Origin of the sequence: Streptomyces sp. NBC_00080 (assembly GCF_045041255.1) — a bacterium.
In the GTDB taxonomy this organism is placed as follows: Bacteria; Actinomycetota; Actinomycetes; order Streptomycetales; family Streptomycetaceae; genus Streptomyces; species Streptomyces coriariae.
Window position 1 is genome coordinate 594,800 of sequence record NZ_CP108235.1, and the last position, 23,898, is coordinate 618,697.

Here is a 23,898-nt window from a genome sequence, read left to right on the forward strand (position 1 = left end):
GGACTCTCCGGCGCGCGGTCGATACGATCACGGGATGACTACCGACGCGCGCTTCGAGCAAGCCGAACTCCTCTACGAACGTGCCGTGTTCGGCGGCGACAGCAGTGCGCTGGCGTCCGCGGACCGGAGTCTCGACGAGGTCGAGGCGGACCTCGCGCTGGCCCGCGGCCGGGTGATCCACGCCCGCTTCCTGGAAGAGCGGGTGGAGGCCGCGCGGGAGCTCGAACTCTTCGAGCGGGCGGCGGAGCTGTACGGGCGGCTCGGTGACGTGCGGGGCGAGGGCGAGGCGCTGTTCTGGGTGGGCACCTTCCACCAGGTGGTCCGCGACGACACCGAGACCGCCGTGCCCGCCTTCGAACGAGCCCTCGACCTCGCCACCCGGGCCGGCGACCGGCTGACGATGTCCTACGCGTTGCGGCACCTCGGCTTCGCCGACCACATGGCCGGCCGCCTGGACGAGGCTCGTGCGCACTTCGAGGAGTCCACCCGCCTGCGCCGGGAGCTGGGCTTCCTGCCGGGGGTGGCGGCGAACCTGATCGGACTGGCCCATCTGGCCGCCCAGCAGAACCGGCGCGAGGACGCGGGGGCGCTGCTCGACGAAGCGACGGAGTTGGCCGAGGGCACCGACTCCCACGGCGTACTGCGCTGGGTGGCGGGAGCTCGCGAGGAACTCGGCTTGCCGCGAGCTGCCCGCTGACGGTGCGACGCAGAGCGGTGTCGCGTGACCCGCTCGACCCCGTCGGAGCGGCGTACGCGCACCAGGGGCGTCCAGACCGAACGCGGCAAGTCGCCCGATCGACAATCGAGTTGACAGTCATCCGCTGAAATCACGGCACGAAGGGTGTTGGCCGACTCGTTCGGGCGTCTATCATCCCTGCTTGCCGAAGAGTCGACCAATGTTCGACATAACGAACACCTGACCATCTGTGCGGGTGAGCCGTCCGCACCGGAACCGGAGTCCGCGTCTGCGCCGGGGCGCGCCGCACAGCGGTGCGTCCCTACCCCGACACCTTCACCGACACCGACCGAGCCGCTACGTCAAGCCCAGCAGGGAGCGCTGATCCGGCATGTCCTGGCTCCATCACCTACGCAGCGGTGAGCATCGGGCGGTTCGAACCGGCGACACCCTGATCACGACCCGGACTCACCGGACCCGGGAGAGTCCGGGGACCCGGGAGAGTCCGGGGACCCGGGAGAGTCCGGGCGCTCGGGCGCGAACCGGCTAGGACCTGCCCGGCGACCATATGGCCACCCCCGCGCCCGGGTTCGAGAACCTCCGCCCCACGCGTCGATAGGGAGCCGCACTCCGACAAGGCGCCGGTCCGCGCGCACCCCGCCCCGGGGGTTCTCACGCCGCGTCGCGCACCGCTGCCCCGCGCTCAGCGGCCTCGGTTGCCGCGGGGCACCCGAGCCGCCCCGACCCCACCTCACCACCCGGCGGCACGCAGCACCGACCTTCCCCCCATCCCCGCTCCTCCGATCAAGGAACAGGTGGAACGATGTCCTCCTCACTCAGCAGACGGCGCCTCCTGCAGGCGGCCGGAGTCACGCTCGCCGCCTCCGCGGCCGGCCCTCTCGTCGGCGCCTCTCCCGCCCGGGCGGCCGTCCCTCCCGCCCGTGCCGACATCGGGGTCTCCGCGTACTCCTTCGACTTCGGCCAGGTGCGGCTGACCGCGAGCCGGTGGCTGGACAACCAGAACCGCACAGCCGCCTACCTGCGGTTCGTGGACGTGGACCGGCTGCTCTACACCTTCCGCGCCAACCACAAGCTCTCCACCGCCAGCGCCGCCGCCAACGGCGGCTGGGACGCGCCCGACTTCCCCTTCCGCAGCCACGTCCAGGGACACTTCCTCACCGCCTGGGCGCAGTTGTACGCCGTCACCGGGGACTCGGTCGCCCGCAGCAAGGCGGTCTCCATGGTGGCGGAGCTGGCCAAGTGCCAGGCCAACAACAGCGCCGCCGGATTCACCACCGGCTACCTCTCCGGCTATCCCGAGTCCGACTTCACCGCCCTCGAACAGGGCACCCTGAGCAACGGAAACGTGCCGTACTACACGATCCACAAGACGCTCGCCGGGCTGCTGGACGTGTGGCGCCTGATCGGCAGCACGCAGGCCCGGGACGTCCTGCTGGCTCTGGCGGGCTGGGTCGACACGCGCACCGCCCGGCTCACCGGGACGCAGATGCAGGCGATGCTGGGCGTGGAGTTCGGCGGCATGAACGACGTACTGTGCGACCTCTACCAGCAGACGGGCGACGCCCGGTGGCTCACCGCCGCCCAACGCTTCGACCACGCCGCCGTGTTCGACCCGCTGGCCGCCAACCTGGACCGGCTGAACGGGCTGCACGCCAACACCCAGGTCCCCAAGTGGATCGGCGCCCTGCGCGAGTACAAGGCCACCGGCACCACCCGGTACCGGGACATCGCCACCAACGCGTGGAACATCGCCGTCGGCACCCACACCTACGCCATCGGCGGCAACAGCCAGGCGGAGCACTTCCGGGCACCGAACGCGATCGCCACCTACCTGAAACAGGACACCTGCGAGAGCTGCAACACGTACAACATGCTCAAGCTCACCCGCGACCTGTACGCAGTGACCCCGGACCGGGCCGCGCTGTTCGACTTCTACGAGCAGGCCTGGCTGAACCACATGATCGGCCAGCAGAACCCGGCGGACGCCCACGGCCACGTCACCTATTTCACCCCGCTCAACCCGGGCGGCCGGCGCGGGGTGGGCCCGGCCTGGGGCGGCGGCACCTGGAGCACCGACTACGGCACCTTCTGGTGCTGCCAGGGCACCGGCCTGGAAATGCACACCCGCCTGATGGACTCCATCTACTTCCGCAACGACACCACGCTCACCGTGAACCTGTTCGTGCCGTCGGTGCTCACCTGGTCCCAGCGCGGCATCACCGTCACCCAGACCACCTCGTACCCCACCGGCGACACGACCACGCTGACCGTCACCGGCAGCGCCGCCGGAACGTGGTCGATGCGCATCCGCATTCCCGGCTGGACCACCGGAGCCACGGTCAGCGTCAACGGCGTGGCGCAGAACGTCGCCACCACCCCCGGCACCTACGCCACCCTGACCCGCGCCTGGACGTCCGGCGACACCGTCACCGTCCGCCTGCCCATGCGGGTCGTCCTGCGGCCCGCCCCCGACAACGCGAACACCGCCGCGGTCACCTACGGGCCGGTCGTGCTGGCCGGCAACTACGGGGACAGCGCGCTCAGCACACTCCCGCTGCTCAACACCGCCAGCATCACGCGCACCAGCAGCACATCGCTCGCCTTCACCGCGACCGCGGGCGGCTCCGCCGTCGACCTGGGCCCGTTCCACGACGCGCACGGCTTCAACTACACCGTCTACTGGAACACCGCCGGCACCGCCTCGGTACACCTCGTCAACGCGGGCAGCAACCTGGTGCTGGGCGTCCAGAACATGTCCACCGCCGACGGCGGCCTCGCCCTCCAGTGGACCGACAGCGGCACCGCCGACCACGACTGGGAGATGATCGCCGACGGGACGGCCGTCCGCTTCCGCAACGTCAACAGCGGCAAGGTCCTCGGTGTGCTGAACATGTCCACCGCGGACAACGCGAGCGTGCTCCAGTGGACGGACAACGGCACCGCTGACCATCAGTGGACGCTGCTCGGCCAGGGCGACGGCACCTACAAGATCCGCAATGTGCACAGCGGCAAACTGCTCGCCATCGCGGGCAACTCCACCGCCGTCGGAGCCTTCGCGGTCCAGGCCCCCGACGACGGCAGCGCCGACAACCGGTGGCGCATCGTGAGCGCCTGACCGACGGACGCGGGTTCCGCGTGGCTGTCCGGCACCGGCCCGGACAGCCACAGACCAACGGCCACGGTGAGCACCGACCCCTCCCCTGATCCCGACGCCCTTGCCCTGTTGCCCTGTTGGCCTCATGGTTCTGGTACCGACCCGCAAGGCCGAACACACGGGAGTCGCCCTGACCCTGCCCCTGGTGGGCCGACGAGCCGGCCCGTGCCGCAGGTCGCAGGTGCGACGTGGGCCCGAGCGGAAGACCGTCCCACCCGTGCCGTCTCTCACCCCCCAAGGACGCCCTCTGTGAAGGTCCACCACCTCAACTGCGGCACCATGCGTCCACCCGGCGGTCAGCTCGTCTGCCACGTCCTGCTGATCGAGACCGCGAACGGCCTGGTGCTCGTCGACTCCGGCTACGGCCTCGGTGACATCGCCGACCCCAAGCGGCGCGTCGGGCCGCCGCGGCACCTCGTGCGGCCGCTGTTCGACCCCGCCGAGACGGCCGTCCGGCAGGTGGAGAGACTCGGGTTCCGCCGGGACGACGTCCGCCATGTCGTGGTCACCCACTGCGACGCCGACCACATCGGCGGCCTCTCCGACTTCCCCGACGCCCGGGTCCACCTGACGGCGGACGAGGCGCGCGGCGCCGTCCACGCCCCCTCCTGGCGTGAGCGGATCCGCTATCAGCGGTTGCAGTGGGCGCACGGCCCGAACCTCGTGGAGCACCGCCCCGACGGCGACAGGTGGCGCGGATTCGCCGCGGCCCGGGAACTCGACATGATCGCTCCCGGCATCGTCCTGATCGCCCTGCCGGGCCACACCCGCGGCCACGCCGCCGTGGCGGTCGACGCCGGTCCGCGCTGGCTCCTGCACGCCGGTGACGCCTTCTACCACCACGGCACCCTGGACGGCCGGTCCCCGATTCCGGCGTCCCTGCGCGGGATGGAGGCCGTCATTGCGTACGACGGGAAGCAGGTCCGCGACAACCATGCCCGGCTGGCCGAGCTGTACGGGCAGGGCGCCCCCGACCTCACGATCGTCAACGCCCACGACCCCGTCCTGTACGAGAAGGCGCGAGCAGGCGCGTAGCGAGGAGAGGGCGGCGGGACCTCGCGTGCTCCGTCGCGGACGTCCTGTCCCTCCACCGCACGTCCTGCCCCTCCACCGCGCGGCCGACGCCGTCGAACGGCCGCGGAGGAAGGGTGACCCCATCCGGCTGGTGCCCCGCCCCTCGACAGACTGTCTGCGCTCCCCCGGACCGCGGTGCGGCGAGACTTGGGGCGACTCGCCGTACCTCCTCACCCCGGCCGGCAGCCACCGCGGCCGGCCCGCAGCGGACCCACCCGCCAGTCCCAGACACGACGGAGAACCATGACCGCCGACGACACGACCCCCGACACCGGCCCGCACGTACACGCCGCCACGCTCCTGCGCCGCCCCAAGCTGTGGCTGGTGCCCACGATCCTCACGGGACTGCTCGCCCTGCTGCTGTCGCTGCTGTACATGGGCGGCATCGTCAGCCCGCAGCGCGATCTGCACGACCTGCCGATCGCACTCGTCAACAGCGACACCGGCCGGCCGCCGCAGGGGCAGAGGCAGAACCTCGGCACCCAGGTGGCAGCGGCCATCGTCTCGGACACCTCGAACGACACGGCCGACTGGCGGCGGCTGACCCGGGCCCAGGCTCAGGACGAGCTGGACTCGGGCAAGGTCTACGGCGCGCTGGTCATCCCCGCGGACTTCACCGACTCCGTCACCGCGCTCGCCGGGACGAACGCGACCGCGCGACCCACGATGACCGTGCTGACCAACCCCGCCAAGGGCAGTCTCGGCTCCTCCCTCGCCAGCAAGATCACGACCACGGCGGCCCAGCAGGCCTCCCGGACCATCGGCAAACAGCTGACCGCCGCCGCCTCGGGAGCGGACTCCACCACCGAACTGCTGCTCGCCGACCCGGTGAACCTCGTCACCCAGGTCGGCCACCCCCTGGGCGACAACAGCGGCCTCGGCCTGAGCGCCTTCTACTACACCCTGCTGCTCGTACTGGCCGGCTTCATGGGCGGCAACGTCATCAGCAACGGTGTGGACACCGCCCTCGGATACGCGGACAACGAGATCGGCCCCTGGCACACCCGGCTGCCCACGGTGCCGATCAACCGCACCCAGACGCTGCTGCTGAAGATGGCCATGACGGCCGGCATCACGGTCCTCAGCGTCTCCCTCGTCCTGCTCGCCTGCGTCAGCGTCCTCGGCATGGACGCCACCCACATCCCCCTGCTGTGGATCTACTCCTACTGCGCGGCCCTCGCGGTCGGCCTCGGCGTCCAGGCCATCAACGCGGCCTTCGGCGGGATCGGCCAGCTGGTGTCCATGTTCGTTTTCATCGTGCTCGGCCTGCCCTCGTCCGGCGCCACGGTTCCGCTCCAGGCCGTCCCCGAGTTCTACCGCTTCCTGTCCCACTTCGAGCCCATGCGCCAGCTCAGCGACGGGGTCCGCGCCATCCTCTACTTCGACGCGCGCGGCGACGCCGGACTCGCCCGCGCCTGGACCATGATCGGGGTCGGTGCGGCCATCGGTCTCCTCTTCGGCTTCGCGATGACCACGTACTACGACCGCAAGGGCCACAAGCGCCTCACCCCGCAGCCCGCTTGAGCGATCGACTCAGGTGCTCAGGAGCCGCGCCGGGCGGCTGGAACTCATGCCGAATCCCGCACATGGTGGACAGGAGACCGATATGACCGAGACGGCGTTGGCCGAGGTGATGGCCGAGCTGGCCGGGCTCGAGGACGCGAAGACCCGCGCGGTGAACGAGAAGCACGGGGACGATCACGGAGTGAACCTCGGCAAGCTGCGCGCGCTCGCGAAGCGGCTGAAGACACATCAGGAACTCGCGGTCCTGCTGTGGCAGACGGACGACACCGCGGCGAGGCTGCTGGCGATCCTGATCTGCCGCCCCAAGGCGTTCGGGCGTGACGAGTCGGACGCCATGCTGCGCGAGGCGCGCACGCCCAAGGTGCACGACTGGCTCGTGAACTACGTGGTGAAGAAGAGCCCGTACTCCGAGGACCTGCGCGTGGTCTGGTCCGCCGATCCGGATCCGGTGGTCGCGAGCGCCGGCTGGGCGCTGACCACCGAACGCGTGGCGAAGAAGCCCGACGGCCTCGACCTCGCAGGACTGCTCGACGTCATCGAGGCGCAGATGAAGGACGCCCCGGACCGGCTTCAGTGGGCGATGAACCACTGCCTGGCTCAGATCGGCATCGAACACGCCGAGCTCCGCGGCCGTGCCGTCGACATCGGTGAGCGCCTGGAGGTGCTCAAGGACTACCCGACGCCTCCGGGCTGCACCTCCCCGTTCGCGCCCGTCTGGATCAACGAGATGGTGCGCCGGCAGCACAAGGGATAGGACGCTCCGGTGACGCGCGCGTGGACTCCGGCCCGTGGAGACACCGTGCGGCACGTGCCCCCCTCACCGTCTGCACCGCCCCCGGCTTGTCCGGGGCGCAGCAAGTCGTCATAGGTCGGGCAGCTGAGCCGAACAACATGCTCGAGGCATGTATGACGAGACGGGGGGTACTGGGGACGCGTGAATGGAGCATGAGGGCGGCACCAGAGGGCTCCCATGGCGGCGGTGACGGCTGTACCGGACCGGGCGAGCACCTGATCCGCGCCGGCTACACCCTCGGCGGAGACGACGGCTGCATCGCCAACGCCCGCCGGCAGGCCCTCGCCTTCCTCGGCCAGGCCGAAGCCGCCTACCCCCTGTCGGTGCCCGCCCGCGCACGGAACCTGACCCAGCTGGTCGTCAGCGAGCTGGTCACCAACGCCTGCAAGTACGCCCCCGGACCGGTCATGGTGGAACTGGGCATCAACATCCACACGGTGGACGTCGTCGTGTGGGACAGCGACCCCTTCATGCCCGCGGCCCGGACCACCGATCCCGACCGGATCGGCCAGCACGGCCTGGAGATCGTCCAGGCCGTCAGCCAGACCCTGCTCATCGAGCAGCAGCCTGTCGGCAAACGCATCACTGCCCGCATCACCCTGTTCGACCCGCCCACCACCGAGAAGCCGGGCGATCTGTAACGTCCAGAGACTGACAAGACCGACCGATCAGGAGGGGCAGCGGCTGCAGCAGATCGTGCGCCGGGGCAGCACCGGTTCCGGCCCCGGGTCCGGGGATCTCACTTCGCCACGAGACGGCGCACCGTGACACTGCTGGGCCGGGCCCGTCATCAAAGGCTTCCTCACCGCACAGCAGTCCGCCGCCACAAGCCGAGCCCAGCAATCCCTGGCACTCTGACCCACCTGGCAGGAGAAGGGCCGGGCCAAGCCGGACACATCTACAAGGGACTGTTCACGCGACGGAGGCTCGATCCTGGCCCGGCCCTAGAGGGCCACGACGCCCGGCGTGAACCAAGTCCTCACCGGCCGACCCTGCTTCCACGTCCCTCGTGACGCACGGCAGCAGGTGGAGTGTCGATGCGGGCGCTCCCCCGCCATGCCGTCACGGGCACAGACGTCACGGACCGGTGTGGCCCCGGAGGGTGGGAGAGGTCAGCCGCTGACGTCGACGCCGAAGCCGCGTGCCAGGTCGGCCAGTTGGTGGTCGTATCCCTGGCCGGTCGCGCGGACGCGCCATCGGGGGCCACGCCGGTAGATCTCGGCGAGCAGCAGCGTTCGTTCGGTGGTCGCGGCGTCCAGGGTGGCTTGGGCCACGACGCGCGCGCCGTTGTCCTGGGCGACGGTGATCTCGATGGCTCCGGCCTGGGCGAACGTCGCGGATCCGTCGATGGCGGAGGCGATGACGATTTTACGGACCGCGTCGGGAAGGGTGGTCAGGTCCACGGTGACGGCTTGTTCGCTGGGGCCTTCGGTGGTCAGGCGCACGGTCGCGTCGGGTGTTTGGGGTGCTCCGTAGAAGACGAAGTCCTCGTCGCAGGAGACTTGTTCGTCCTCGTCGAGAGCGAAGGCGACCACGTCGATCTCGCAGCCGCTCTGATGGCCCCAGGACGCAGTCACCGTCCACGCTCCGGCGCCGTCGTGTGCAGGCGGAAGGTCGAGGACGCCACCGCGGGGAAGGACCAGGGCGCCGGCCGGCTCGGCCGTCACCTCTGCGGCGGTACCCGATGGCTGCGCGAGCGTGGCGAGCCAGTCGGCGTCGTGGATGGGCAGTTGGCGTGCCGTGATGTGGGGCATACGGCGGTCCCCGGCCCCATCGGCCAGAAGGACCACGTCCGTGACGCCGGCGGACAGATTGACGGCGGCGGCTCCGCCCAGCTCCGCGATGCGGGCGCGCTGCGCCGACGCGTGGTCGTGAGGGCCGCCCAGCACCAGGATCCGCCGCCCGGACAGCGGTGCGGCGGAAGCCGGTTGGCCGGTACGTCGCTGAGCAGGCAGCGGGGACGCCGGCGCTGCGGGGTTCGCGTGGCCGGTACCGGGCCGCACGCCGGTGAGCAGCCCGAGGAAGGCTTCTTCGGTGATCACGGGCACATCTGCGCTGCGTGCCGCACGGCACTTGGCGCTGTCGGAATCGGACTCGTCGGTGACCAGCACGCTGGTATGGCGGCTGACCGAGCTCATCACATTCAGTCCTGCCGCGACGGAACGCGCGATGAGTTCCTCCCGTGCGGTACGGGTGTCACCGGTGAAGGCGACCTTCATGCCCTGCACCAGCGGGGCGCCGGGGGCGAGGCGGCCGGGGTTGCGGTGCGCGCAGCGGGTCTTGGGCACCCGGGGCGGATACCCCGACCCCTGCTTGGGCGGGCACGCCACCAGCGGCAGGGATAGGCCCAACTCCCCCGCTGCGGACAGGGAGCCGCGCAGGATACCGACGAGCACCCGGGCATCGTCCAACGCGTCGTGCGCCCGCTGCTGCGGCACTCCGTAGTGGGCGGCCAGCGAGGCCAGCTTCAGGTCGCCGGTGGGCGGCGCGACGCGCCGGTTCAGCGCGAGCGTGCACATCCGCTGCGAGACCGGCAGCCACGAACGGGCCAGGGCGAACTCGCGGGCCAGGAACTCGTAGTCGAACTGGGCGTTGTGCGCCACCATCACCCGCCCGGCCAGCAGTGTCCCGATACGTTCGGCGACCTCCTCGAACACCGGCGCGCCACGCAGCCGCTCCGCCGTGAGGCCGTGGATGTGCACCGGCCCGGGATCGCAGCCCGGATCAAGCAGCGTGGAGAACTCCTCCACCAGCTCCCCCGCGGGATCCAGCGTCAGCACCGCCACCGACAACACCCGGTGCTCATACGGTTTCAGGCCCGATGTCTCCACGTCCACGACCGCCCACCCGGCAGCCCCGGACACGGCGTTGAACACATCGTCGGAAACCGGCACCCCATTCATGCCGGTCAGCATCCCCTGTCTCGCCCTGTCGCTCAAATCCCCGGCCACGGCCCCTTCTCATCCGTGTCGGCTCGCACCGCTCAGGTCCTGCAGCTGCAGGGGCCACGTGAACCGGGCAGGTCCCCGGAGCCCCTCGCACCGGTCACGGATGGCAAGGCCCGACGGGTGGTGGAAGCATGGAGGTGGTGCTATACGCCCCTCCGCGCTCTCGCGAGGAGGGATGGTCATGGCCAAGCGTCTGGTCGTCTGCCGCGACGGAACATGAGCTGACCGAATCTCACCGTCGAACCGGCGGCGGACGGCGCCTGCGAGGCGACGGCCGCCGAGCTGACGTCCGACGGCACGCAGGACCTGGTGGTGGCGAGCAGCGGCAGCGAGCAGGTGGACGTCTTCATCTGCTCCTGCGGCCGGGCGTCCACCCGTACCCGCGCCTCCGCCCGTCCCATACCCGCCGGAGCGCGGAGTTCGTGCGGACAGCGGGCTCTGCTCAGCGGTCGGCCCCGGCGACCGAATGCGATGGGCGGTCGTCGGCCGTGCCCGGCCCGGGCGGGCGCGGGCGGGCGCGGGCGCGCAAGCTTCGCCCGTCGTTCACCGGCCGTCCGACTCCCCGCAGGCGTCGTGTTCGGCCTGCTCAGGGACCATCATGCCGCCTTGCCCATGACAACTTCGGGATGGAACTTCGTGACTGCATCGATCGCCCGCCGTCGGCGCCGTGGTCTTACCCGTTTCCTCGTCGCCGGGCCGCTGCTGACCGTCGGCGCCCTGACCGGCGTCCCGGCCGCCCACGCGGCTGCCGCCGACGACATCCGCGTCAACGAGGTCGTGACCACCGGCGACGTCAACGACTCGATCGAGCTCTACAACAAGGGCACCGCCACGATCGACGTCTCGGGCTGGATCCTCAAGGACGACGACAACAGCTCCAAGTACAAGATTGCCTCCGGAACCACGCTGGCACCGGGGGCGTACCGGGCGTTCGACGTGCACGGCAAGTTCGGTCTGGGCTCCGACGACGAGGCCCGCCTGTACCTCGCCGACGGCACCACCCTGGTCGACAGCTTCGCCTGGAGCGAGCACTCCGCCCCCTCCTGGTCACGCTGCCCCGACGGGACCGGTGCCTTCGGGGAGGCGGCCCTGACCCTCGGAGCCCCCAACGACTGCGGGACCGGCGCCGGGGGTACGACCCCGGTGGCGTGGCCCGGCGGCAGCACCGTGGCGACGGCGGACGCCTCCGACGTGTTCGGTGAGGACCTCAGTGGCCTGTACCAGGAGGGCAGCGTGCTGTGGGGCGCGCAGAACAGCGGCAAGCTGTGGCGCCTGGTCCGTGACGGCTCCGGCGGCTGGACCCCGGACACGAGCGGTGGCTGGTCCGCCGGCAAGGCCCTGCGCTTCCCCGGCGGTTCGGGAAGCCCCGACAGCGAGGGCGTCACCCTCACCGGCTCCGGTTCCGCCGGCGGGGCGTTCGTCGCGAGCGAGCGCAACGGCGATGCCTCCGGCACCAGCCGCCTGTCGGTGCTGAAGTACGACGTCGCCGTCGGCGGCTCCACCCTGACCTCCAGCAGGGAATGGAACCTCACCTCCGACCTGCCCTCGACCGGCTCCAACCTCGGCTTCGAAGGGATCACCTGGATTCCCGACACCTATCTGAGCGGCGCCGGCTTCAAGGACGCCACCACCGGCTCGGTCTACGACCCGGCCCGCTACGGCGCCCACAGCGGCGGCGTGTTCTTCGTCGGTGTCGAGGGCACCGGCACGATCTACGGCTATGTCCTCGCCGATTCCGGCTCCTACACCCGCGTCGCCTCTCTCAGCAGCGGCATGTCCGGGGTGATGGAGCTCCAGTGGGAGCCGCAGGCCGCTCGTCTGTGGGCCGTCTGCGACGACACCTGCGACGGCCGGCACCGCACCCTGAAGGTCGACGCCTCCGGCACGTTCACCACCAGCGCGGTCTACGACCGTCCCAGCGGCATGCCCGACTACAACAACGAGGGCTTCGCGCCGGCCGGCTCCGACGAGTGCGTCGCCGGCTCCAAGCCCGTCTACTGGTCCGACGACTCCAACGACGGCGGACACGCGCTGCGCAAGGGCAACATCACCTGCTGAACCTGCTGCAGCCCGGAACTGTGGTGACGACGGGCGCGGCCGGGCGGACCGGTTCGGTGGTGCGAACCGGTCCGCCCGGCGGAGCACGAACGTCTGGTGCTCGTCGATCGGTATCGGCCTCGACGGCCGATCAAAGGCCGGTCGACGGCCCGGGGGGTGCGGAGGTGGGAGGGTCGTAGGACCCCTGAACTGTTCAGGATGCGTGTCCGATCCCATGAGGAGTCGTCGATGGCCGTTCGTCGTGTCATGCCCGTCATCCAGTCGGAGGCGGTCCAGGAGAGCCGGGAGTTCTACGGCCTCCTGGGCTTCGAGGAAGTCATGAACCTGGGCTGGATCATGACGCTTGCCTCGCCCTCCACTCCGGCGGCGCAGGTCAGCTTCATGAGCAGCGACAAAGCCGCCCCGGTCACCCCCGACATGAGCATCGAGGTCGACGACGTCGACGCGGCCTACGCGCTGATGCGGGACAGCGGCGCGGAGATCGTTCACCCTCTGCAGGACGAGGAGTGGGGCGTACGACGCTTCTTCGTTCGCGACCCCAACGGCCGCGTGGTCAACGTGCTGCGCCACCTCTGAGGCTTCCCGCACCACGCGCGCACCCGACGGGCCCGGCACGCTCGTCGGTCGCCTCGTTCCCGACGATCAGGTGCTGAAAATTTTCTGCGGAAGTTCGGACGCGGTGGCACCTCTCGCGTGTTTTCCCCCTCTGTTCAGCTAGCCGGACTCACCGTGACCCGTGAGCTCTCGGCGACACAGCAGCCCAGGGGGAAGGACACCATGACAACTCCACACCGCATACCGAGACGCTTCGGGCGACTCGGCGTCCTCGGAGCCGCGTTGACGGCACTCGTGGTCGCCGGGACGGGGACGGCGACTCGGGCGACCGCCGGACCGGACACACCCGGAACCCCGCCCGTGCCGTCACTCACCTGGAGCGACTGCCAGGGCGGCTTCGAGTGCGCGAACGCCGACGTGCCGCTCGACTACCGCGAGCCGCAGGGCAGGACCATCACCCTCGCGGTGGTCCGGAAGAAGGCCGCGGACGGCACGAAGCGCAAGGGCACGCTCTTCATGCAGCCGGGCGGGCCCGGCAACTCCGGCGTGGACTTCGTGCGCAACAACTACGCGGACCTGCCCGCCGCGCTCCGCGACTCGTTCGACGTCTTCGGCTACGACGTGCGTGGTGTCGGCCGCAGTTCGGCGCTGACCTGCTTCGACGACGCGCGGTACACCCAGGCGGTCACACAGGCGAAGGGCGTGCCCGGGCCGGACGCCTACGGGCCGGCGCTGAGTCAGGCCGCCGAGTTCGACCAGGCCTGTGAGGACAACGCGGGCGAGCTGCTGCCGTACATCGGCACCGAGTACGTCGCCCGGGACATCGACCTGCTGCGTCAGGCGCTGGGCGAGCAGCAACTCACCTACTACGGACGTTCGTTCGGGTCGTACATCGGGACCGTGTACGCGGCCATGTTCCCCAAGCGGGTGCGGGCACTGACGCTCGACGGCGCCTACGACCCGGTCCACTACGCGAACCGCCCGTACGCCTACGACCGGCCGCAGTACCTGGCGCTGGACGGCGCGATGGGCCGTTTCCTCGACTGGTGCGCCGCCGATCAGGCGACCTGCGGGTTCGGCGACGGCGACCCGCGCGGGGCGTTCGAGAAGTTGAAGGCCGATCTGGACGCCGATCCCGTACCGACCGCGAACGGCGGCCGGGCCAACGGCTACACGCTGGTCTACCGGCTGATGTTCAACATCAACGAGGGCAAGGTCATCTGGCCCTCGTTCGGTGAGGCGCTGCGCAAGGCCCAACTGCGGGACAACACCTCCTTCTTGCTGCGGCCGCCGTCCCCGGCGAGCTTCGACTTCCTCGGCCCGAACGTGGCCGTCGAGTGCGTCGACCGGGACTATCCGCGCGACCTGCGTCGCCTGAAGCGGAACGTCACGGCGAACGCGAAGGACGCGCCGCTGCTCGGCCCCGCGATGGCGTACGGTCCGCCGACGTACGACCACCAGCACGCCACCGCCTGCGTCCAGTGGCCCGGCGAGCGGGTCAGCCGCTACGACGGCTCCTACCGGGCCAAGGGCTCTGCACCGATCCTGGTCCTCGGCACCACCGGCGACCCGGACACCCCGTACCAGGACGCGGTGGCGCTGTCGCGGCAGCTCGACAACGCCTCGCTTGTGACGTTCGAGGCGGAGGGGCACACCGCGTTCGGGCGGAGCGCCTGCGCGACGGACGCGGTCATCGCCTACCTGGTCGACCTGAAGGTCCCGGCCAAGGGCAAGACCTGCGCGGACGAGACCCAGCCGCCTTCTTCGACGCCGACGGTGGCCCCGCCCGGCACCACGCTGAAGGAACTCCGCAACGGCGTCGACGAGCGCGTCGAACGCATCGGCGCCGTGCGCTGACGGTTCCGACACCGACCCCGAGGCGCCGGCCCTTCTCGGCCGGCGCCTCGGGGTCGAGCGACCGGGGCGGAACGCCGTACAGCCGCCACGCGACATACGGCGCTGCCGGGTTCGCAGAGTTGTGCAGAGATCGGAGTCGGCAACGGAACGTAGGTGTCCTGGGCCGCTGGACGACACCGGCCGAAGCCGGTGGCGGGATTCGAACCCGCGTTTCCCGCTTGACAGGCGAAGTATCCGGTGCCTGCGCACCTGCACAGAACGACCCTACCGAGCCGCCGCGGCGCGAGCATCGGAGTTTCCGGTCCACCTCGGAGCAGGGCCTTCGGACGATCGCCGGCTTCCGTCGGCGCGCCGTCATGGCCAAGGGACCACCGGCCCGTAAAGGCGTCCCGCGGGCCCGGCGCGAGGAGCAGATCCTCGCCGCCGCGACGCAGGAGTTCGGGCGCAACGGTTACGAGGGCACCTCCCTCGCCGCCGTCGCGTCCCGCGTCGGTGTCACCAAGACGCTGCTGCACCAGTACTTCGGCGCCAAGCACGACCTGTATCTCGCCTGCCTCGTCCCGGCCGCCGACCGGATCCTGTCGGCCGTCCGGACCGCCATGCACGACCCGGCGAGCGAGGACGGGGCGAGGGAGGACACGGCCAGGCACGACACGGCGAGAGAGGCCCCGGAGAGGGAGAGCCCTGCCGGGGTGGAATCCACCGGGAAGTTTGCCGCCGCGCGGGAGACCGTCACCGGCTCGGCCCCGGCGGCAGCACCGTCCACACCGCTCCGGGTCATGCACGACGTCTTCACCGCTCTCGGAGGACGGCGGGAGGCGTGGTTCGTCCTCTATGACACCTCGGTCCCCGCGGACAGCGAGGCGGCCCGCCGTGCGCGGCGATACCGTGCCGCCATCGACGAGTGCGCGGCCATGGGCACCGCCGGTGTACTCCTGGCGGCCGAGTCCTTCGACGCCCTGGACGCCGACGTTCTCAGCCATGCCTGGCGGGGGCTGGCCACCGCCCTGATCCGCTGGTCGATCAACCATCCCGAGGAGTCGGCGGACGCCATGACGGAGCGCTGCGCCCGCCTGTTCTCCGCCGCGCGTGACGTGCTCGGCCCGTAGGCCCCGGTTGCCTCGCCGGGCAGGGCCGCGGCGACCGTGGCGCGCGCCGCGTCCGTGCACCCCGGGCGATCCGGGGCAGTAGCTCCGGTATGCGCCGGAGGATCGATGCGGCTCAGAATGCACTCAGGACACAGCGGGGCGAACAGGGTGCCGGACGACGGCGCAGGGGTACCAGGGGCACCACGGGGCACCTCCACCGCGTGGCCAGGTGTTCTCGGACGCGGCCCGGCGAGAGGAGACCCTGTGACGGCGTCGGCGAGGAACGGAAGTCCGTTCGCTCAGGAGAGTGGTTCCGAGCAGGACCCGAACCGGTGGCGGGCCCTGTGGGTCACCCTGGTGGCCGGTTTCATGAGCCTGCTGGACGTGACGATCGTGGCGGTCGCCCTGCCCACCGTCCAGCGCGAACTGCACGCTTCCGCCGCCCAGGTGCAATGGGTGGTCTCCGGGTATGCCCTCACGTTCGCCCTCGCCCTGGTCACCGCGGGCCGCCTCGGTGACGCCCTCGACCGACGCCGCATCTTCCTGCTGGCCCTGAGCAGCTTCGTGGTCTTCAGCGCGGCCTGCGGCGCCGCCCCCGACATCACCTGGCTGGTGGTGGCCCGCCTCGCCCAGGGGCTGGCGGCCGGCTTCATGGCTCCGCAGAACTCCGCGCTCATCCAGCAGATGTTCCGCGGCGCCGAGCGCGGACGGGCCTTCGGATTCTTCGGCGCCACCGTCGGCATCTCCTCCGCCGTCGGCCCGCTCACCGGCGGCGCCATCCTCGCGCTGGCCTCCGGCTCCGAGGGCTGGCGCTGGATCTTCTACGTCAACGTCCCCATCGGCGTTCTCGCCGTCCTGCTCGGCCGCCGACTGCTGCCCCGCACCCAGCCGTCCGGCCGGGGGCACGTGGACGTGCCCGGCGTCCTGCTCCTCGGACTCGGCGTCCTCGCGCTCATGTATCCGCTGGTCCAGGCGGACTCCGGCGGGCTGGGGCGCCTGTGGTGGCTGTTCCCCCTCGGCGCCGCACTGCTCGGCCTCTTCGTGCGGTGGCAGCGCCGTCTCGTCGCCCGGGACGCCCAGCCGCTGCTCGATCCCCGTCTGTTCAGCACCGTGCGCGGCTACGCCGTCGGTGCCGGGGTCGGCACGCTGTACTTCATCGGCTTCAGCGGGGTCTGGCTGGTCTTCGCCCTCTTCTACCAGGGCGGGCTCGGCTTCTCGCCGTTGCGGTCCGGCCTCGCCGTGACACCCTTCGCCATCGGATCGGCGAGCGCGGCCGTCATCGCCGGCAGACTGGTGGACCGGTTCGGCCGGCTGCTCACCGTGTGCGGCCTCGCGGGCGTGATCACCGGCCTGGGCGGTGCCGCGCTGCTGCTCCGCTTCGCACCCCTCGATATCGCCCCCTGGGCAGCCGCCCCGCTGCTCTTCCTCGGCGGCATCGGCGGCGGCTTCGTGGTCTCGCCGAACATCACCATGACCCTGCGGGAGGTGCCGGTGCGGATGGCGGGCGCGGCGGGCGGCGCCCTCCAGACCGGTCAACGCCTCGGCGCCGCCGTGGGCACCGCGGCCCTGCCCGGCCTGTACTACCTGGCGCTCGGTGAGGGCGACGACTACCGCGGCGCCCTCACCGTCGCGCTGGTCGCCGCCCTGACGGGGATGGGAGCGTCGCTGGCCCTCGCGACCGTCGACTGGCGGCGCGACCGGCAGACGCGGCGGCCGCACGAGAAGTGTCCGGACGAGGTCGCCCATGATCCCCTGCACTCCCGCCAGTCCTGATCTGCGCGCCACACCGACGGGCCCGGGGCAAGGGCAGGGGCAGGGGCAGCAGGACGGCGCCCTGTCGACGGCGAGGCGACGGGAACGACCGACCGACCGGAACCGGCCGAACCGGCCGAACCGGCCGGAACCTACCGACCGGCCGAACCGGCCGAACCGGCACACCGTCGGCTGCGGACGGCGGGCCTGTCGTCGGCAAGGGGGCGGCGTGCCCGCGACGGCGGGCACGGTCGGGGCAGGGCCCGGCGATGGCCCGCCCGGTCCGGACAAGGGAGCCGGGGTGCCCCACCGCGATGCCGGGGCGCCCATCGTCGGCGACAGCCGCGCCGGCGTCCGCGAGCGGGGTAACCACCTGGCACCCGCCTCTTCACGGGGCCGCTTCCTCGCCGAGCCTGCCTCAGGGGTCGAAGTGGGTGGCGATGCCGAACCTCCTGCGCAGGAGCCCCATGTCGTGCAGGTCGCGTCCGGTCGGCTCGTAGCCCTGGTGGAAGTAGACCTGTTGGTCGGCGGAGAGGCACGGGACCGTGCTCGCGCCGATGACGCCGGTCACGAAACAGGAGGCCGGGTAGAGGAACGGCCGGTCGGGGTCGAAGGACGCCTGGGTGGCGGAGCCGTCAGCCGCGAACACCAGCGGGTGGAGGTCGATCTCCCGTCCGGCGGCATCCGTGACGACGGACCGCACGGGCCGCCGGTCCAGGGTCTCGGCGAATCCGGCCGCCGCCAGGGCGGCCACCACGTCGCGCTCCTGTTCCAGGCGGTGCATCAGGTCCAGGTCCCGGTGGTCGCGGGTCTGCTCCCCCATCAGGGCGTCGATGCCCCAGCCGCCTCCGATCCAGGCGTCGGCGCCCGCGCGCCTCAGCAGCGCCAGCACGGACAGCACGTCCTCGGGCGTCATCATCGCTCCAGCGGCTCCGCTCCCCCACGGCGCCGCTCCCCCGCGGCGCCGGGCCGGCGGCGGGAAGGCCCCGTCCCCGGCCCCGGCCCGGCGACGGTCTGCGGGTCGCTCACGCGCGCAGCCAGATCGCGGTGTCGCCCGGCAGACGGCCCGCGGCATCCAGGGGGCCGCTGGCGAGCAGGACGTGATCATGCTCGGGAAGGGTGGCCGGGGCTGCCGTCAGGTTGACCACGCAGACCAGGCCGGGCGCCCGGCGGAACGCGAGGACCCCGGCGGGGGCGGGCAACCACTCCAGCGGGCCGTCGCCGAAGCCCGCCTCGGTACGGCGCAGCCGCAGCGCGGTGCGGTAGAGGACCAGCATCGAGCCGGGGTCGGCGGCCTGGAGGTCGGCCGCGTACGCCGACCAGCCCGCGGGTTGCGGCAGCCAGGGTTCGGCACGCGAACCGAAGCCCGCGTACGGGGCGTCGGCGGTCCACGGCAGCGGGACCCGGCAGCCGTCACGGCCCGGGTCGGCACCGGCGGAGCGGAAGTGCATCGGGTCCTGGATGCGCTCGCGTGGGATGTCCGCCTCGGGCAGGCCGAGTTCCTCGCCCTGGTAGAGGTAGACGGAGCCGGGCAGGGCGAGGGCGAGGAGGGCGGCGGCGCGGGCCCGGCGGGTGCCGAGCGCCAGGTCGGTGGGAGTGCCGTACTCCTTGGTCGCGAAGTCGAATCCGGTGTCCGCACGGCCGTAGCGGGTGACCGTGCGGGTCACGTCGTGGTTGCACAGCACCCAGGTGGCGGGCGCGCCGACCGGGGCGTGCTCGGCCAGGGTGTCGTCGATGGCCGCGCGCAGCCGGCCCGCGTCCCAGGGGCAGGCCAGGAAGTTGAAGTTGAACGCGGTGTGCAGCTCGTCGGGGCGCAGGTAGCGGGCGAAGCGCTCCGCGTCCGGCAGCCAGACCTCGCCGACGAAGACACCGTCGTAGGCGTCGGCGACGCTCCGCCAGGAGCGGTAGATCTCGTGCAGTTCGTCGCGGTCGATGTACGGGTGGGGGTCCCGGCCCTCGACGAAGTCCGGCAGGTCGGGGTCCTTGGCGGGCAGGGCGGCCGAGTCGATGCGGACGCCGGCCACACCCCGCTCGAACCAGAAGCGCAGGACGTCCTCGTGCTCCTCGCGGACCGCCGGGTGGGCCCAGTTGAGGTCGGGCTGCTGGGGGGTGAACAGGTGCAGGTACCACTCGCCGTCCTCGACCCGGGTCCAGGTCCGGCCGGCGAACTGCGACGGCCAGTCGTTGGGCGGCAGTTCGCCGTGCTCGCCGCGTCCGGGGCGGAAGTGGAACAGCTTGCGCTCGGGGCTGCCGGGTCCGGCGGCAAGCGCGGCCCGGAACCACGGGTGCCGGTCGGAGACGTGGTTGGGGACGATGTCGACGATGGTGCGGATGCCGAGGCCCCGGGCCTCCCCGATCAGCTTCTCGGCCTCGTCGAGGGTGCCGAAGGCGGGGTCGATGGTGCGGTAGTCGGCGACGTCGTAGCCGCCGTCGGCGAGCGGGGAGAGGTACCAGGGGGTGAACCAGATGGCGTCGACGCCCAGTTCGGCGAGATAGGGCAGTCTCGCCCGTACGCCCGCCAGGTCCCCGGTGCCGTCGCCGTCGCCGTCGGCGAAACTGCGGGGATACACCTGGTAGATGGCAGCGCCACGCCACCAGTCGTCCGAGGGGGCGGGGGTCCTGTCGGGGTGCGGGGCTGCCACGTGACGGTCCTTTCGGGGCAGGGGTGGTTCTCCGCCGCCGCCCCGGACAGCGGGGCGTCGCATACGGGGCGGCGGCGGAGGATCGGAAGGGGTGCCGACGGGCCGGGCGGGCGCGGCACCCGCGGTCGGCGGGAAGAGCGGGGGAACGCCGGTGCCGGTCGATCAGGTCGGATTCAGCCCTTGAGGCCGCCCGCGGTCAGTCCGCTCATGATGTTGCGCTGGAAGAGAAGGAACAGCAGCAGGGTCGGCAGGGACGCGATGGTGAGGGCGGCGATCAGGACGTTCTCGGGCACGCTGGTGGCGAGCGAGTAGATGCCGACGGCGAGGGTCTGGCCGGTGGGGTCGGGCAGCACCAGCATCGGCCAGAGGAAGTCCTTCCAGACACCGACGACCGCGAAGATCGACACCACGCCGAGGATGGGCCGGGAGATCGGCAGGACGACCGACCACAGGACGCGCAGCGGACCCGCGCCGTCCATGGAGGCCGCGTCCAGGAGTTCCTTGGGGATGGAGTCGAAGAACCGCTTCAGCAGGAAGATGTTGAAGGCGTTGGTCACCGAGGGCAGCCAGATCGCCCAGGGCGAGTTGAGCAGGTTGCGCTCGACGATCGGCATGTCCAGCACCGTGAGGTACTGCGGGACGACGAGGACGGTCGCCGGGATCATCAGGGTGACGAGCATCAGCCCGAGGATCGCCTTGCCCAGGACGGGCCGCAGCTTGGACAGGGAGTAGGCGGCGGCGACGTCCAGCACCAGCTGGAAGACGAGCGCGCCGAACGCGTAGTACAGGGTGTTCAGGAGCAGGCGGGCGAGGTCCATCACCTCCCAGGCCCGCTGGTAGTTCTCCGGGTGGACGGAGCCGGGCACCCAGGTCGGGGGTGTCTGGACGGCTTCCTGGGTGGTCTTGAGCCCGCCGGACACCATCCAGTACAGCGGGCCGAGGAAGGCCAGCGTGAACAGGACGACGACGAGCGCGAAGCACAGCCAGTACAGCAGCCTGCCGCGCGGACGGGCGAGGGCGGCGGGCGAGATGAGCGTGCGTGTGGACATGTCCGTGTCTCCCCCGGTCCTACTCTTCCGTGGCGCGGTTGAGCCTGGCGTACACGGCCGAGAAGACGGCCAGCGTGACGAGCAGGATCAGGCCGAGCGCCGCCGCGGCACCGTAGTTGTTGAAGTTGAAGGCGTACTGGTAGATCAGGTAGACGACGGTCGTGGTGGACCCCTCGGGTCCGGCGCCGCCGGTCAGCAGGAAGGGCTCGATGAAGACCTGCATGGTGGCGATGATCTGCATGAGCAGCATCAGCGCCAGGATCAGTCGGGTCTGCGGGATCGTCACGTGCCACACCTTGCGCAGCAGGCCGGCCCCGTCGAGTTCGGCGGCCTCGTACAGTTCGCCCGGGACGCTCTGGAGCGCGGCCAGGTAGATGAGGGTCGCGCCGCCCATGTTCATCCAGGTGGAGGCGACGACGACGGAGAGCATCGCGGTGTCGGGGTCCTGGAGCCACTGCCGGGCGGGTACGCCGAAGACGTCCAGCACCTCGTTGAACATGCCGTACCCGGGGTCGTACAGGTACTTGAAGAGCAGAACCGAGGCGGTGGGCGGCAGCATGACGGGCAGGTAGACCAGGAGCCGCAGATAGCCCTGGCCGTGCCGGAACTCGTTGATGACGAGGGCCGTGATGAAGGGGACGGCGAAGCCCAGGACGAGTGCCAGGGCCGTGAACCAGAGGGTGTTGCGCCAGGCCTGGCCGAAGGCGGGGTCGTTCCAGATGGTGACGAAGTTGTCCCAGCCGGTCCAGCTGACCCGGCCGTCCTCGGTCTTCTGGAAGGCCAGCAGGAACTCACGGACGATCGGGTACCAGGAGAAGAAGGCGAAGCAGAGCACCGCGCCGATGAGGAATCCGTGGGCGGTGACATTGCGGCGCAGGGCCTTGCCGAGGCCTCCGGCCGGGGGCCGGACGGTGCCGGCACGCGACCGGCGGGGACGGCGTTCCTTGGCCGCCGGGTCCTGGGTGAGGGTGGGGGCCGACATGGGTGCTCCTCGGTCGGACTGCGGTGTCGCCGGACGGGACGGTCCGGATGCGTGACGGGGGCGGACGGGCGCCGGGCCCGCCGGTGGGGACGGGTCGGCGGCGCGCTCGCGAGCCGGGCGGTGGGAGACCGCCCGGCCCCGCGGGGGTCACTGGTTGGCGAGGACCTGGTTCACCTGGGTCTCCGCGGTCGACAGGAGCTTGTCGATGTCGGCGTCCTTGTTGGTGAGGATGCCGGACATCACGTTGTCGAGGACCTTGTAGATCTCCTGCGCCTTCGGCGGCTCGGCCTTGCCCGGGACCGGGTTGTCCATGAAGGCCTTGAAGTTCTGCACCGGCATGGTGGCGAACTGCCGACGGGCGGCGTCGTCCTTGGTCTTGCTGTCGTTCAGCCACAGGTTGGGCTGCGGGAGTCCGACGGGGAGGCTGTCGGCCTTGGTGCGCTCCCAGTCGTACTGCCCCTTGCCGACGGTGGTGAACTTGAAGTTGAGCCAGGCGATCGCGGCCTTGACCTTGTCGGGCGAGATGCCCTTCTTGATCATGTAGTTGTTGCCGCCGGCGAGGGTGTTCTTGCCGCCGGGGATCGGGCCCATGCCGAAGTTCTCGTACTTGGCGCCGAGTTGCTGGACCATGTAGGTCACGTCGTCGGGCGCGGCGAGGAACATGCCGAGCTTGTCGGTGGCGATCTGCTTCTGCAGGTCGCCCCACTTCAGCAGCTGGGTCTTGCCCATGGCGTCGTCCTCCCAGCGCATCGCGTGGAGGTTCTGGGCGACCTGCTTGCCGATCGCGTCGTTGAACGCGGCCTTCGTGCCGGAGGCGTCGACGACCTCACCGCCGAGGCTGTACATCTGCGCGGTGAAGTGCCACCCGCCGGTGTTGCCGGCGCTGTACTCGCCGAAGCCGGCCACGCCGCCGCCGAGCCCGGCGATCTTCTTCGCCGCCGCCCGGACGTCCTCCCAGGTGGCGGGCGGGGTGTCGGGGTCGAGGCCGGCCTGCTCGAAGAGCGCGCGGTTGATGAGCAGGCCCATCCGGTAGTTGCTGGTGGGCAGGCCGTAGAGCTTGCCGTCCTTCTTGAGCGAGCCGAGTACGTCCGGGTCGATGTCCTTCAGCAGCGGCACGGTCCTGTCGTTGACATAGGCGCTGATGTCCTGGGCGCCGTCGTTGTCGAGGACCTGGTCGAGGTCGGTGAAGTAGGTGTAGAACACGTCCGGTTGGGACTTCGCCTTGAGCATCGCGGTGAACCGCGGCGGCTCCAGGCACTGGCCCGGGGTGGAGCGGCCCTGCACGGTGACGTCGGGGTAGGTCTTGTTGAACTCCTTGACGTCCTCGTTCCACTCCTTGAGCTCGGCCTTCTTGGCCGCCGGCGGCATGCAGTCGATGGTGATGGTCACCTTGGTCTTGGGGTCCAGCGGCGCGGCGGGGTTGGCGTTCGCGCTGTTCCCGTCGCCGTTGTCGCCGTCGTCGCTGCTGCTCGTGCCGCAGGCGGCGAGCGCCGTCAGTGTGAGAGCGGAGACGAGGGTGACCGCGCCGGCGCGGCGGGTGCGGCGGAACCGAGCTCTTCTCATGGGTGGTCCCCTTCGGGCATGAACGTGGAAGGCGCCCCCTCATCAGTACGAGGTGGGGCGCCGCACACTCAATCACCGCCAACAAGACTGCGCAATATCTCGCGCTGATTTCGTAATTGCTTGACAGAGCAACGCAGATGGAGCGGCTGACACCCGGTGATT

17 protein-coding genes and 1 tRNA gene are annotated in these 23,898 nt (G+C 70.9%); 11 read left to right on the forward strand and 7 right to left on the reverse strand.

The window, feature by feature from the left end; all coding sequences use genetic code 11:
• Positions 1-34: 34 nt before the first annotated feature.
• The 6 genes from OHU34_RS02635 (at position 35) to OHU34_RS02660 (ending at position 7,883) form a co-directional block, all read left to right on the forward strand.
• Complete coding sequence (locus OHU34_RS02635; protein ID WP_405764396.1) at positions 35-697, forward strand: tetratricopeptide repeat protein; 663 nt, start codon at positions 35-37, stop codon at positions 695-697.
• Positions 698-1,499: 802 nt separating this feature from the next.
• Complete coding sequence (locus OHU34_RS02640; RefSeq protein ID WP_405764399.1) at positions 1,500-3,812, forward strand: beta-L-arabinofuranosidase domain-containing protein; 2,313 nt, start codon at positions 1,500-1,502, stop codon at positions 3,810-3,812.
• 288 nt (positions 3,813-4,100) lie between these two features.
• Positions 4,101-4,886 (forward strand): MBL fold metallo-hydrolase, encoded by a 786-nt coding sequence (locus OHU34_RS02645; RefSeq protein WP_142270374.1) that lies wholly within the window; start codon positions 4,101-4,103, stop codon positions 4,884-4,886.
• Positions 4,887-5,168: 282 nt separating this feature from the next.
• Entirely contained in the window at positions 5,169-6,449 is a 1,281-nt protein-coding gene (locus OHU34_RS02650) for a DUF3533 domain-containing protein (RefSeq protein ID WP_142270373.1), read from the forward strand.
• Between the two features lie 82 nt (positions 6,450-6,531).
• Positions 6,532-7,203: a DNA alkylation repair protein gene (locus OHU34_RS02655; protein ID WP_200840122.1), complete on the forward strand. Its 672-nt coding sequence runs from the start codon at positions 6,532-6,534 to the stop codon at positions 7,201-7,203.
• Positions 7,204-7,394: 191 nt separating this feature from the next.
• Entirely contained in the window at positions 7,395-7,883 is a 489-nt protein-coding gene (locus OHU34_RS02660) for an ATP-binding protein (RefSeq protein WP_142270371.1), read from the forward strand.
• Positions 7,884-8,354: 471 nt separating this feature from the next.
• On the opposite strand, the gene OHU34_RS02665 is transcribed toward OHU34_RS02660, so the two are convergent.
• The gene (locus OHU34_RS02665; protein ID WP_142270370.1) at positions 8,355-10,145 is read right to left on the reverse strand and encodes a DEDDh family exonuclease; all 1,791 of its coding nucleotides are present in this window, start codon (positions 10,143-10,145) and stop codon (positions 8,355-8,357) included.
• Between the two features lie 681 nt (positions 10,146-10,826).
• Between OHU34_RS02665 and OHU34_RS02670 the strand changes: the two genes are divergently transcribed.
• From OHU34_RS02670 to OHU34_RS02680, 3 genes are all read left to right on the forward strand, one after another.
• A complete protein-coding gene (locus tag OHU34_RS02670) occupies positions 10,827-12,248 on the forward strand; it encodes a lamin tail domain-containing protein (RefSeq protein WP_142270369.1) in 1,422 nt (473 codons plus the stop codon).
• A 228-nt stretch (positions 12,249-12,476) separates the two neighbouring features.
• Positions 12,477-12,824 (forward strand): VOC family protein, encoded by a 348-nt coding sequence (locus tag OHU34_RS02675; protein WP_142270368.1) that lies wholly within the window; start codon positions 12,477-12,479, stop codon positions 12,822-12,824.
• 201 nt (positions 12,825-13,025) lie between these two features.
• A complete protein-coding gene (locus OHU34_RS02680) occupies positions 13,026-14,660 on the forward strand; it encodes an alpha/beta hydrolase (protein WP_142270367.1) in 1,635 nt (544 codons plus the stop codon).
• Positions 14,661-14,844: 184 nt separating this feature from the next.
• Here the strand turns inward: OHU34_RS02680 and OHU34_RS02685 are convergent.
• A tRNA-Ser gene (locus tag OHU34_RS02685) sits at positions 14,845-14,913 on the reverse strand.
• A 103-nt stretch (positions 14,914-15,016) separates the two neighbouring features.
• On the opposite strand from OHU34_RS02685, the gene OHU34_RS02690 reads away from it, so the two are divergent.
• On the forward strand, positions 15,017-15,769 hold the full coding sequence (locus OHU34_RS02690) for a TetR/AcrR family transcriptional regulator (RefSeq protein ID WP_405764406.1): 753 nt from the start codon (positions 15,017-15,019) through the stop codon (positions 15,767-15,769).
• Positions 15,770-16,012: 243 nt separating this feature from the next.
• Positions 16,013-17,521 (forward strand): MFS transporter, encoded by a 1,509-nt coding sequence (locus OHU34_RS02695; RefSeq protein WP_142270365.1) that lies wholly within the window; start codon positions 16,013-16,015, stop codon positions 17,519-17,521.
• Between the two features lie 397 nt (positions 17,522-17,918).
• Here OHU34_RS02695 and OHU34_RS02700 read toward each other — a convergent pair whose 3' ends face one another.
• The 5 genes from OHU34_RS02700 to OHU34_RS02720 all read right to left on the reverse strand — a co-directional run bounded on the left by OHU34_RS02700 (position 17,919) and on the right by OHU34_RS02720 (position 23,736).
• Positions 17,919-18,419, reverse strand: a complete 501-nt coding sequence (locus OHU34_RS02700) for a nucleotidyltransferase domain-containing protein (protein ID WP_405764409.1) — start codon at positions 18,417-18,419, stop codon at positions 17,919-17,921.
• Positions 18,420-18,525: 106 nt separating this feature from the next.
• The gene (locus OHU34_RS02705) at positions 18,526-20,142 is read right to left on the reverse strand and encodes a glycoside hydrolase family 13 protein (protein ID WP_230193856.1); all 1,617 of its coding nucleotides are present in this window, start codon (positions 20,140-20,142) and stop codon (positions 18,526-18,528) included.
• Between the two features lie 173 nt (positions 20,143-20,315).
• Positions 20,316-21,191 (reverse strand): carbohydrate ABC transporter permease, encoded by an 876-nt coding sequence (locus tag OHU34_RS02710; RefSeq protein ID WP_142270363.1) that lies wholly within the window; start codon positions 21,189-21,191, stop codon positions 20,316-20,318.
• 19 nt (positions 21,192-21,210) lie between these two features.
• Positions 21,211-22,173 carry a carbohydrate ABC transporter permease gene (locus OHU34_RS02715; RefSeq protein WP_230193857.1) on the reverse strand — a complete coding sequence of 321 codons (963 nt, stop codon included), beginning with the start codon at positions 22,171-22,173 and terminating at the stop codon, positions 21,211-21,213.
• Positions 22,174-22,320: 147 nt separating this feature from the next.
• Entirely contained in the window at positions 22,321-23,736 is a 1,416-nt protein-coding gene (locus OHU34_RS02720) for an ABC transporter substrate-binding protein (RefSeq protein ID WP_405764413.1), read from the reverse strand.
• Positions 23,737-23,898: the final 162 nt, after the last annotated feature.